This window comes from Endothiovibrio diazotrophicus (assembly GCF_054657215.1).
In genome coordinates this window covers 93,024-104,684 of record NZ_BAAHXB010000005.1, presented here as the reverse complement: position 1 = coordinate 104,684, position 11,661 = coordinate 93,024, and the positions used below count along the sequence as shown (strand labels likewise).

At 67.7% G+C, this 11,661-nt stretch carries 8 protein-coding genes; 4 read left to right on the top strand and 4 right to left on the bottom strand.

Translation table 11 applies throughout. The features are described from left to right. Window positions 1-538 precede the first annotated feature (538 nt). The 3 genes from ACYQ2W_RS02845 to ACYQ2W_RS02835 all read right to left on the bottom strand — a co-directional run bounded on the left by ACYQ2W_RS02845 (window position 539) and on the right by ACYQ2W_RS02835 (window position 5,018). A complete protein-coding gene (locus tag ACYQ2W_RS02845) occupies window positions 539-2,770 on the bottom strand; it encodes an EAL domain-containing protein (RefSeq protein WP_459863079.1) in 2,232 nt (743 codons plus the stop codon). After that, on the bottom strand, window positions 2,767-3,669 hold the full coding sequence (locus tag ACYQ2W_RS02840; protein WP_459863078.1) for an alpha/beta hydrolase: 903 nt from the start codon (window positions 3,667-3,669) through the stop codon (window positions 2,767-2,769). The genes ACYQ2W_RS02845 and ACYQ2W_RS02840 overlap by 4 nt, the downstream gene beginning before the upstream one ends. A 644-nt stretch (window positions 3,670-4,313) precedes the next feature. Beyond that, the gene (locus ACYQ2W_RS02835; RefSeq protein ID WP_459863077.1) at window positions 4,314-5,018 is read right to left on the bottom strand and encodes a hypothetical protein; all 705 of its coding nucleotides are present in this window, start codon (window positions 5,016-5,018) and stop codon (window positions 4,314-4,316) included. A 194-nt stretch (window positions 5,019-5,212) separates the two neighbouring features. Here ACYQ2W_RS02835 and ACYQ2W_RS02830 point away from each other — a divergent pair, with 194 nt between their 5' ends. Continuing rightward, a complete protein-coding gene (locus ACYQ2W_RS02830; RefSeq protein WP_459863076.1) occupies window positions 5,213-6,850 on the top strand; it encodes a methyl-accepting chemotaxis protein in 1,638 nt (545 codons plus the stop codon). Window positions 6,851-7,217: 367 nt separating this feature from the next. On the opposite strand, the gene rnhB is transcribed toward ACYQ2W_RS02830, so the two are convergent. Further along, window positions 7,218-7,811: a ribonuclease HII gene (rnhB, locus tag ACYQ2W_RS02825; protein WP_459863075.1), complete on the bottom strand. Its 594-nt coding sequence runs from the start codon at window positions 7,809-7,811 to the stop codon at window positions 7,218-7,220. Between the two features lie 279 nt (window positions 7,812-8,090). On the opposite strand from rnhB, the gene ACYQ2W_RS02820 reads away from it, so the two are divergent. The 3 genes from ACYQ2W_RS02820 to lpxB all read left to right on the top strand — a co-directional run bounded on the left by ACYQ2W_RS02820 (window position 8,091) and on the right by lpxB (window position 11,600). Then, complete coding sequence (locus ACYQ2W_RS02820) at window positions 8,091-9,026, top strand: Gfo/Idh/MocA family protein (RefSeq protein WP_459863074.1); 936 nt, start codon at window positions 8,091-8,093, stop codon at window positions 9,024-9,026. A gap of 218 nt (window positions 9,027-9,244) precedes the next feature. Continuing rightward, window positions 9,245-10,345: a DegT/DnrJ/EryC1/StrS family aminotransferase gene (locus ACYQ2W_RS02815; protein WP_459863073.1), complete on the top strand. Its 1,101-nt coding sequence runs from the start codon at window positions 9,245-9,247 to the stop codon at window positions 10,343-10,345. A 112-nt stretch (window positions 10,346-10,457) separates the two neighbouring features. Then, a complete protein-coding gene (gene lpxB / locus ACYQ2W_RS02810) occupies window positions 10,458-11,600 on the top strand; it encodes a lipid-A-disaccharide synthase (RefSeq protein ID WP_459863072.1) in 1,143 nt (380 codons plus the stop codon). Window positions 11,601-11,661 lie beyond the last annotated feature (61 nt).

Sequence of the window (11,661 nt, the reverse complement as noted above, 5' to 3'; positions counted from 1 at the left end):
AATCGAGCAGAGAAGACAAAGAGAAAGACCTGACCCCATTGCACGCGCTTGAGCCTTCCTGGCTACGGAAGCGTTAGCGGTTTGTTGTATGACCCCGACATGTCATCTCGGATGGCCTCATTTTCAATGATCCCGAAAGTGCTTCGTGAATACTGCATAAACAATAAAAGCATCGATAGGCTGACCTCGTTGCTTAGAGAGTTTGAGTATTGGGAAGATGATCTTTTAATTGGTCCACCGAAATAACATGACACCCAACCCCACCACTCATCTCGTTAAACAATTCTTACAAACAAAAAGCCCCGCCCGATCACCGACCGGGCGGGGCTTTGGAGCGCACACCGGGTAGAGTAGAGAGCACGCTCACCATCACCGTAGCACCAGTCTATCCGTTCCCGCCCCTTTCGTCTGGCGGTGCCTCACTAGCTGATACGTAGTCTCGCCCGCGGCATCCCCGTCTGCTCAGAATGCCCAAGGGGTTCAACGCGCAGGTGAAGGCGTTCATCGCCTCCAATCTAGCCCACCTCCCGTACCTCCCTCACTTCAACAGCAACGTGGGCGACGGTCTCCCCAGCAAATATCCTTGGGCATGGGTGAAGCCGGTGGCCCGAACGCGGGTCATCAGCGCTTCGGTCTCGACCCCTTCGGCGACCAGTTGGTAACCGGCCTCGAGGATCATCCTCGCGACGGTCTCGGTGATCCGTCCCTGGCCGTCGTCGCGCTCCAGGTCGCGGACCATGGCGATGTCGAACTTGACCACGTCCACCGGCATGGTGGAGAGGTAACGGAGCGAGGAGTAGCCGCTGCCGAAGTCGTCCAGGGCAATGGTGAAGCCGCGTTCGCGCAGCCCCTGGAGGATCTTGGAGGCCTCCTTGAGGTCGGCGATCAGCGCCGTCTCGGTCACCTCCAGTACCAGTTTGCGGTCGGCGAGGAAGGGCTCCAGACCGAGCAGCCGTTCGTGGATCCGCGGTTCGGTGAGGCTGGTGCCGTCGAGGTTGACCGAGAGCCCCGCCCCGGCCGGCACGGCACCGCGGCCGAGCAGGCCGATCAGTTCGCCGAGTACCGCCAGGTCGAACTCGGTTTCCAGCCCCTCGGCCACCACCACCGGGAAGATGTGGGCGGGGGAGATCAGGCCATCATCGTCGCGCAGCCGTGCCAGCACTTCGTGATAACCCTCTCCTTCGCCGAGGGCGACCACCGACTGGTAATGGAGCTGGAATCCTTCGCCGCGCTCGATGGCGCGGTAGACCGCGTGGACATAGCGGCTGGAGACGGTCGCCTCGGCACCCTCCCCCAGCTCCGGGGTGTAGCGGACGATCTTCGCCCCGCCGGGGCGCTTTGCCTGGTACATGGCGATGTCGGCTCGCTTGTGCAGCAGCACCAGCTCCTCGGGACGGCTGCCTTCGGCGTGGGCCAGCCCCGCCGAGAAGCGCACCGGTTCCTTGATGCCGAGGGCCTCCTTGAAGTCGTACTCCCCTACCAGGACCTGGCAGGTGCGTGCCCGCTCCTCCGCCTCCTCGGCGGTGACCCCGACCAGACGGATGGCGAACTCGTCGCCGCCGAGGCGGTAGAGGCGGTCCTCGTCGCCGAGTTTCTTCGCCAGGCAACGGGCGGCAATGCGGATCACCTCGTCCCCCACCGCGTGGCCGTAGCTGTCGTTGATGGCGCGGAAGTGATCGCCGTCCACCAGGATTACCCCGACCCCCACCGGGCGGCCGCGCACCAGGGCGAGCAGCGACTTCCACTCCTCGTTGTAGGCGGTGCGGTTGCGCAGGCCGGTGAGCGGGTCGCGGTGGCTCAGCTCCCACAGCTCGCGGTTCTTCTGGCGGATGCTGACCTGAGCGGCGTCCAGCTCCTCCTGGTAGTCGTTGAGGGAGCGGCGCACCGCCTCCAGTTCGCTCAGCCGCAGCGACCAGTCTGGCGGCGCGGGCAGCGGACTGGCTCCACGGCCGCGGCGCAGGGTGTCGATGTGGTTGGCGAGCAGCGACAGCGGGCGTTGCAGCAGCCGCACCACCAGCAGGTAGTAGAGGGAGCCGAGCAGCAGCGCCGCCACCACCAACTGCCCTACGGTCTCGCGCATCACCCGTTCCAGGGCCACCGTCTCCGGCAGCGGCTGGGGGCGAACCACGATCCAGCGGGCCAACTCGTCGGCACCGTCCAAGGACCACCACCCATCGGACGCCGGACGCCCCTCCGGATCAATCAGCGTCAGGCGGCCGACGTCGGCGTGGCGGAAGCGGTTGAGGGCGGGCAGCGCGGCGGAGAGGCCGGCCTTCAGCCCTGCGTGGCCGATCACCCGCCCGTCGTCGAGTCGCACCGGAGCGAACAGGTAGAGGGCAGGGCCCTCCGTTTCACGCCGCAGCAGCAGTTGCCCCGCGGGCAGTTGCTCCGGCATCCGCGCCGGATGGGCCTCCAGCGCCTCGCCGTCGACGTCGTAGAGCTCCAGGTCGAGGACGAAGGGGGCGAGCCGTTCCACCTTCAGCGCGCGGTTCTCCCGCCAGTAGCCGTAGTAGGTGGGATCAGCCAGTTGCTGGCGGGTCTCGTCCCAGCGGGTAAGGTTGGTGAGCTGGCGCTCCAGGGCGTTCAGCGTCACCGCCGCCGCCCGCTTCACTTCCTGCGCCGCCGCCTCGCGGTTGCTCTCGGTCGCCACCCGCTTCACCTCGCCCATCCGCTCCAGCATCCAGCCGCCGATGCCGCCGGAGGCGACCAGCGCCAGGGCGATAAAGAACAGCAGGTAGACGTGGCTGGGCAGCGGCGGCAGGCGGATCACGGCCCCTCCCCAGCACTGCGCCGCGGCAGCGCGGCGAGCGCGCCGAGCAGCGCCTCGTGAAGATCGAACTCGTAGCCGCCGGAGAAGAAGTGGCCGGCACCGGGGATCAGCCGCACCTGCCCGCCGGCGGCGCTGACGCGGTCGATCCAGCCGGGGGCGAGCTGGCGGTCGGCGCCGCCGAAGATCAACGTGGCCGGCACGTCGAGCCGGTCGAGTTCGGCCTCCAGACGCGCAGCGTCCTCTTCGATATAGGAGAGGTAGGCATCGGGCGGGGCGAGGTAGTTGCCGTCGCAGAAGGAGAGGTGGTATTGGCCGAGCCCCTTCCGCCCGGCCGCTGCCCACTCCCGTGCCTGGCTTCGCTCCCCGGGGGTGAAGTCGGGGTACTCCCAACCGCCGAAGTGGCCCATGCTGATCAGCACCAGGCCACGCACCGCATGGGGTCGGGCGGCGGCGAAGCGCAGCGCCCGCAGGGCGCCGCTGGAGTGGCCGGCAACCACCACTTGACGGTGCCCCGCCAAGTGCAGCCAACCGACCCAGGAGGCCAGTTCGCCGTCTCCATCCCCCAGACGGTGGTTCTGGATCGCGTCACAGGGGAGGCTTTCACGGCGCTGGTCGATGCCGAGGGTGAGGGTGGGGGCGAGCACCGGGTAGCCGGCATCGCTCAGCTCGTCGGCCAGGGACTGGATGATGCCGAAGTGGTGGGTCTGGAGAAAACCATGGAGCAGCAGCACCGCCGGCCGATCGGCATCGCCGCTGCGGTAGTCGGCCAGCGCGACGCGACCGTTGGGCATGGAGAGGCCGACCGGCTCCGCCACCGCCGACGAGGCCGAAAACAGGAGCAGCAGCCACAACAGCCACTCCGCCGGAAGCGGCCGGCGACCGGTCAAGGGAGGGATCACGATCGGCAAACCTCGACGGTCGAAAGCGGGACGCGACCCGTTGCCACGCCCTTCGGTTTTTACCAGCGTATTACCGATTCGCATTTCCAACAAGGAGGGAAAACACCGATGCCGCGGGGGTCCTTGATACGGGTCAAAACAGAGCGCGGTGGAGGCCGGGGGGGGGGACTGGGGTCGTCGGGCTGTCCGCTGCCACCCGTTTCATGGGGTGGCTCCACCTGACGCTATTTATTTGACACGAAGGACACGAAGGGGAACAGGGCTGTCAGCGCCGTGCCTCACGGATTTGGCTGGTCTGGCCTCCATCGCCTGCAAAGAAAGGCCGATGGGTACACGATATCGAAGCTCCCCTGCCCACGCTGCCCCCGTTCAACACGGCGCCCGCGGGGCGCCCTATAGGGCGCCCCGCGGGCGCCGTGTTGAACGGAACTGCCGGCAGAAAAACACGCGAGGAAAAACAAACGACACGCGAGCATTTCAACCCTTCGTGTCCTTCGTGCCTCTTCCTTCGTGCCTCTTCCTTCGTGCCCTTCGTGTTGAAAAGCGCCGCCAGGAAGAACCCCACGGCAAAGGGTCGGCACCGTCGGGACAGGTCGAAGGAAAGAGGCCCTCACCCCCTTGTGTCTCCGCCCACCGCAGGAAGATCAATGGGCCGCCATCTTCGCCCTCACCGCCTCCTTGTCGAACCACCAGCGCTCGCCGATCATCACCTCGAGGATCTTGCCCAGGTTCTTGAACAGCACCGCCGGGTCGTTGAGGTTGTACATCTCCAGCCAGACGTCGAGGGTCGCCTGGTCCTCGATGTTGCGGTGGCGCTTGGCCACCCGACCGACGATTTCGCTGGTGAGGAATTTGAGGTTCTCCCGCTCCTGACCCTCGGCGTGGACGTCGGCGATGTAGTGGGCGGCCATCGCCGCCACCGCGCCGCCGTCGGAATCGTCGGGGGTCTCGTCGACCACATGATGGAGCAGGTTGATCACCGTCTCCGGGCGCACGCTGAAGGTGATGCCGAGCCAGATCCCGATGCCGAGCGCCGGGATCGACTCCCCTTTTTCGCACTGATAGAGGATCTCGCAGCTCTCCACCGCCTCCTGCCACGCCTCCAGGGCGACAAAGACGTCGAATATCGCCCGCGCGGTGGTCCACGCTTCGTCGGTGCGGCGCAGGCCGAGCAGTGCGGTGGCGATCTCCAGTTGCACCCGCGCCCGCTCCAGAGCCCGCTCCTCGGGGATGGCCTGGAGCTGCGCCAGGTGGCCTTGCAACTCCTCGCGCAGCGCCGCGTCGGTCTGTTCGAAATCGCTGCCCTGGATCAGCTCCTGGACGTTCTTGGTGGAGATGTCGTCACTCATCGTAATAACCTATAAGACAAGTCGGAAATTGCGCAATTATTCCCGAGCGCGGCCGGAATGTCCATCGCTCGTCCCCCACCGTACCGCCCTGCCCCCCCCCCACAACCCGTCATCGATTCTTGACCCGCCTGTCACACTTCTCCTTCACCCTGTCCGCCCCGAAAGACGCTACGACGACCTCCCGGAGCCTCGAAATGTCCCCGATCCTCGGCCGCCTGTCCGTACGCGGACGCCTGATCCTGCTCAACGCTCTCCCCCTGGTCGCCCTGATCTTCGCCTCGGTCACCGCGGTGGGGTTGATGGGGCAGATCGAAGAGGGCGTGGTGCGCATCTACGACGACCGCGTCGTGCCCCTGAAGGAGCTCAAGACCATCGCCGACGACTACGCGGTGGCGGTGATCGACGCGGTCAACAAGACCAACGCCGGGCGGATGACCCCGCGCGATGCGATGGACGGCATCAGGCGGGCCCAGACGGAGATCGAGGCCAAGTGGAAGGACTACGTGGCCACCGAACTCACCCCCGACGAGGCGCAGCTTTCCCGCGAAGCGGAGCGGCTGTTCCGGGCGGCCAATGCCGACATCCGGCGCCTGCTCGATACCCTCGGGAAGCTGGGCGCCGACGGCCAGGGGCGATTGGCCGCCTTCGATGGGCCGCTCTACGACACCATCGACCCGATCAGCGCGAAGATCACCGAACTGGTCGATCTCCAGCTACGGGTGGCCGGGGAGGAGCGCGAGGGGGTGCGTATCCTCCACGACCGCTCCACCACCCTGTTCAGCGTGCTGGTTGCGGTCTCGGTGATCGCGGCGATGCTGCTCGGCCACTTCACCAAGAACTCCATCAACCGGCCGCTCAGCGCGCTGCGCGCCGCGATGGAGGAGACCGCCGGGCACTGGGACCTCACCCGCCGCGCCGAGGTGGAGGCCCGCGACGAGATCGGCACCACCGCCGAGGCCTACAACCGGATGCTGGAGGTATTTCACGGGTTGATCGGGCAGATCGGTGCCGCCACCGCGCAGGTGGCCAGCGCCGCCGAGGAGATGTCGGCGGTGAGCGAGCAGACCAACCAGGCGATCGTGGAGCAGCGGGGCCAGACCGAGCAGGCGGCCGCCGCCATGCACGAGATGAGCACCACCGTGCAGGAGGTGGCGCGCAACGCCGCCGACGGGGCCGCGGGCGGGGAGCAGGCCGCCGGCGAGGCCGAGCGCGGGCGGCGGGTGGTGACCGAGGTGATGGAGTCGATCCATTCGCTTGCCGCGGAGGTGCGCCGCGGTACCGAGGTGGTGCAGGCGCTGGAGGCGGAGAGCGACCATATCGGCGCCGTTCTCGACGTCATCCGCGGCATCGCCGAGCAGACCAACCTGCTGGCGCTCAACGCCGCCATCGAGGCGGCCCGCGCCGGCGAGCAGGGGCGCGGCTTCGCCGTGGTGGCCGACGAGGTGCGCACGCTGGCCTCGCGCACCCAGACCTCCACCGAGGAGATCCAGGGGATGATCGAACGGCTGCAAGGGGGCACCAAGCAGGTGGTGGTGGCGATGTCCGGCGGCCAGCGGCAGGCCGAGAGCACCGTCGAGCGGGCCGAGGCGGCCGGTCAGGCGCTGGAGGCGATCAGCCGGGCGGTGGCCGGGATGCGCGACATGAACACCCGCATCGCCTCCGCCGCCGAGGAGCAGAACACCGTGACCGGGGAGGTCAACCGCAACGTCACTCAGATCAGCGACCTCTCCCTCCAGACCGCCGAGGGTTCCCACCAGACGGCACGGGCGAGCGAGGAGCTGGCGGGCATGGCGAGTGAGCTGCAGCAACTGATCGGGCGGTTCAATGTGTGAAGGGAACGAGACGTGATCTTGCCAAGGCCCGGTTTCACGCCCCTCCCCGGCGCCGGCACAGCGTGCGAGGGAGCGTAGGTCGCCGCTACCGCGGCGACGCGAACGAAGGCACCTCCGAAAAACCTCGTACCGACCTTACGGGACGGGACGGAGTCCTCGGAAGCCGACCACACCCCCTACCCCCGCTGCTTCCGCTTGCGTCGCCGCGGTAGCGGCGACCTACTCGTTCATGTAGGAGCGGCCCCGGGCCGCGATGGCGCCCTCTCCCCCCTCCCCCCGCAAGTCGCCGAAAGGCTGGCGCTTCGCACCGTCGCGGCCTGGGGGCCGTCCTACGGGGGCTCTTCGGCCGCGGCGCCCGCGGGGCGCCCTATAGCAGCCGCGCGACCGGACCGAAGGAGCGGCGGTGGATCGGGGTGACGCCGAGCCGCGTCAGCGCTTCCCGGTGAGCCTTGGTGGGGTAGCCCTTGTGGCCGGCGAGACCGTAACCGGGATAGCGGGCGTCGAGCACCGCCATCTCTCGGTCGCGGGCTACCTTGGCGAGGATCGAGGCGGCGGAGATCGCGGCTACGCTGCCGTCGCCGCCGACCACCGCCTCCACCGTGCAGGCGAGCCGCGGACAGCGGTTGCCGTCCACCAGCACATGCTCGGGTGCCGGATCAAGGGCGGCCACCGCCCGCTGCATGGCGAGCAGCGTCGCCTGGAGGATGTTCAGGCGATCGATCTCCTCTACCTCCGCCCGACCGAGCGACCAGGCAAGGGCCCGCTCGCGGATCACCTCGGCGAGCGCTTCGCGCCGTTTCTCGGAGAGTTTCTTGGAGTCGGCCAGCCCCTCGATGGGCCGCTCGGGGTCGAGGATCACCGCCGCGGTGACCACCGGACCGGCCAGCGGCCCGCGGCCCACTTCGTCGACGCCGGCGATGAGGTGGGAGGGGGGGGAGGTGAACAGGGACTGCTGGGGCATCGGAGGCTTCCGGCATAGCGGGGAAAGGCCGTCTTATACAGGTCAAAGGTCAAAGGTCAAAGGTCAAAGGTCAAAGGTCAAAGGACTCTCGTTGTTCATCTTATCGCTTTCAAATGCCACATTGCCCGGAGAGCGGGAAAGTGGCCTGGCACGCCCCTTCTTCCCTTTGACCTTTAGCCTTTCACCTTCGACCTCAAACTACCTGGAGACGAAATTTGCCCCTCCCTGGTCAGAGTGAGAAAATCCCGCCCCTCGCCCTCAACCCACAGGACCTCCCCCGTGACCGCCCCCCTCAAGACCGCCGTCATCGGCGTCGGCTACCTCGGCCGTTTCCACGCCCAGAAATACGCCGCCCTGCCGGGCTCCGAACTGATCGCCGTGGCCGATCCCGACGAAGAACAGGGGCGTAAGGTGGCCGCGGAGGTGGGGTGCCGCTGGGTCGCCGACTACCGCGAGCTGTTCGGCGAGGTGGAGGCGGTGAGCATCGTGGTGCCGACCCAGCTCCACCACCAAGTCGCGAAGGAGTGTCTGGAGGCGGGCATCCACGTGCTGCTGGAGAAGCCGATGACGGTCACCGTGGCGGAGGCCGACGAGCTGATCGGGATCGCCGCCGAGCGCGGCCTCACCCTGCAGATCGGCCACCTGGAGCGCTTCAACTCGGCGGTGCTGGCGATGGACGGCGTGCTCGCGGAACCGCTCTTCATCGAGTCCCACCGCATCGCGCCGTTCAACCCGCGGGGGGCGGACGTCAGCGTGATCCTCGATCTGATGATCCACGACATCGACATCATCCAGCGCATCGTCCGCTCGCCGATCCGCGACATCCAGGCCAACGGCCTGCCGGTGCTCACCGACGAGGTGGACATCGCCAACGCGCGGATCACCTTCGACAGCGGCTGCGTCGCCAACGTCACCGCCAGCCGCGCGTCGAGCAAGGCGCAGCGCACCATGCGCATCTTCCAGGGCGACGCCTACATCGTGGTCGACTTCCAGGAGAAGGTGCTCGGCGTCCACCGCAAGGGCGCGGGGGAGCAGTTCCCCGGCATCCCGGAGATCGTCAGCGACCGGCGCCAGTTCGAGAACTCGGACGCGATCCTCGCCGAGGCCGAGGCGTTCATCCGCGCAATCCGCGAGGGCACGCCCCCGCCGGTCACCGGCGAAGAGGGGCGCGAGGCGCTGAAGACCGCGCTACGCATTACCGAATTGCTGACTTGATATGAACGCAAGTGGGCGCCGCTCTTCCCTGTAGGAGCGGCCCCTAGGCCGCGATGGCGCCGTCTCCTGTTCTCCCGCCAGTGTGGCTTGAAGCGTGGCGCTTCGCCCTATCGCGGCCTAAGGGCCGCTCCTACAGGGAAGGGCGGCGCCAAGACCCGCGCCCCGACAGATTTGCGTTTGTTTGCGAACCCTCTTTATTCCTTTTCCAGGAGAGCAACATGATTCCGATGGTGGACCTGAAGGGCCAATACCACGAACTGAAAGAGGAGATCGACGCCGGCCTCCTCGCCGCGCTGGAGGAGACCCGTTTCATCCTCGGCCCCAACGTCCAGGCCTTCGAGAAGGAGGCGGCCGCCTACCTCGGGGTCGACCACGCCGTCGGCGTCGCCTCCGGCACCGACGCCCTCCATCTGGCGCTGCTCGCCGCCGGCGTGCAGGCGGGCGACGAGGTGATCACCACCCCCTTCACCTTCATCGCCACCGCCGAGGCGATCAAGTACGTCGGCGCCACCCCGGTGTTCGTCGACATCGAGCCCGACACCTTCAACATCGACGTGGCGCAGGCCGCCGCCGCCATCACCCCGCAGACCCGCGCGATCCTGCCGGTGCACCTGTTCGGCCAGCCGGCCGATATGGGGGCGATCCTGGCGCTGGCCGAGGAGCACGGGCTGAAGGTGGTGGAGGATTGCGCCCAGTCCTTCGGCGCGGCCATCGACGGCAAGCAGACCGGTTCGCTCGGCGTCGCCGGCTGCTTCAGCTTCTTCCCCAGCAAGAATCTCGGCGGCTACGGCGACGGCGGACTGATCACCACCGACTCCGAGGAGCTGGCCGCCCATCTACGGGTGCTGCGCAACCACGGCTCGTGGAAGCAGTACCACCACTCGGAGATCGGCTTCAACTCGCGCCTCGACGAACTCCAGGCGGTGATCCTGCGCGCCAAACTGAAGCGCATTGACCAGTACAGCGAGGGACGCCGCCGGGTGGCCCACCGCTACAGCGCGTCACTGGCGCAGATGCCGGGGATCACGCCGCCCCACGAGGACGGCAAGGGGCGCCACGTCTACCACCAGTACACCCTGCTGGCGGAGAACCGCGACCCGATCCGCGAGGCGCTGAGCGAGGCCGGGATCGCCAACGCCATCTACTACCCGATCCCGCTGCACAAACAGCCGGTGTTCAGCGATGCCTGCGCCGGCCTCTCGCTGCCGGTGGCCGAACGGGTCGCCGAACAGTGCCTGTCGCTGCCGGTCTACCCGGAACTCCCCGACGCCGACGTCGACCGCGTCCTCGAGGTCATCCGTTCGGTGGTCTCTGGATGAAAAGAGGATTAGCCACGGAGCCACGGAGGACACGGAGCCGAACGACTGCGGGATCTCCGTGCCCTCCGTGGCTCCGTGGTAAATTTCTCTTCCCATTCCCGCGGTATTCGCCATGACCAAAAAGCGGATCATGATGGTGGCCGGCGAGGCCTCCGGGGACGACCACACCGCGGGGCTCGCGCTGGAGCTGAAGCGGCTGCTGCCCGAGGCCGAGTTCTTCGGCGTCGGCGGCGAGCGGATGCGCGCCGCCGGGGTGGAGACCCTGATCGACATCAGCGAGCTGTCGGTGATGGGGCTGGTGGAGGTGCTCAAGCACTACCGGCGGCTGATGGGGATCGTCGAGCGGCTGCGCCAGGTGCTGCGCGAGCGGCGCCCGGATCTGCTGATCCTCACCGACTACCCGGAGTTCAACCTGAAGCTCGCCGAGACCGCCAAGGGACTCGGCATCCCGGTGCTCTTCTACGTCAGTCCCCAGGTGTGGGCGTGGCGCCCCAAGCGGGTTAAGAAGATCGGCGCGCGAATCGACCGGATGGCGGTGCTGTTCCCCTTCGAGACCGCGATCTACGAGCAGAACGGCATCCCGGTCGATTTCGTCGGCCACCCGCTGGCCGACCACGTCCAGGTGACGATGAGCCGCGAGGAGGCGCGGGCGGCGCTCGGCATCGAGGGGCCGGGACCGGTGATCGGGCTGCTGCCGGGGAGTCGCCGCGGCGAGGTGCAGCGGCTGCTGCCGGTGCTCATCGAGAGCGCCCGCCAACTGCGCGAACGCTACCCCGACGCCCGCTTCCCGCTGGCCCGCGCCTCCACCCGGGCGGAGTCCGAGTTCCTCCCGCTGCTGGCGGAGGCGGGGCTGCCCATCGAGCTGGTGAGCGGCCAGGCGCAGACGGTGATGCGTGCCAGCGACGCGGTGATCACCGCCTCCGGCACCGCCACCCTGGAGATCGCCCTGGTCGGCACGCCGATGGTGATCGTCTACAAAATGGCGCCGCTCACCTTCGCCATCATGCGCCGGATGATGACCATCCATCATGTCGGGCTGGCCAACATCGTCAGCGGCGAAGAGGTGGCGCGGGAGCTGCTGCAGGACGACGCCACGCCCGAGGCGATCGCCGCCGAGGTGGAGCGGATCCTGGAGGACGACGCCTACCGCGAGCGGATCACCGCCAAGCTGGGCGAGGTGCGCGGCAAACTGGGCAGCAGCGGCGCCTCGCGCAAGGTGGCAACCGTTGCGGCGCGGATGCTGGGGACGTGCTGAATTCGAATCGAGTACAGCCCCGGGGCTGTGTTCGGGAAGCTCGTCGGATCCCGATGCCCGC

Bases quoted from the DNA above. Each gene is read 5' to 3' on its own strand.
- ACYQ2W_RS02835 (WP_459863077.1), bottom strand. From the start codon at position 5,018: ATGAGTGACGACATCTCCACCAAGAACGTCCAGGAGCTGATCCAGGGC.
- ACYQ2W_RS02815 (WP_459863073.1), top strand. From the start codon at position 9,245: ATGATTCCGATGGTGGACCTGAAGGGCCAATACCACGAACTGAAAGAG.
- lpxB (WP_459863072.1), top strand. From the start codon at position 10,458: ATGACCAAAAAGCGGATCATGATGGTGGCCGGCGAGGCCTCCGGGGAC.
- ACYQ2W_RS02830 (WP_459863076.1), top strand. From the start codon at position 5,213: ATGTCCCCGATCCTCGGCCGCCTGTCCGTACGCGGACGCCTGATCCTG.
- rnhB (WP_459863075.1), bottom strand. From the start codon at position 7,811: ATGCCCCAGCAGTCCCTGTTCACCTCCCCCCCCTCCCACCTCATCGCC.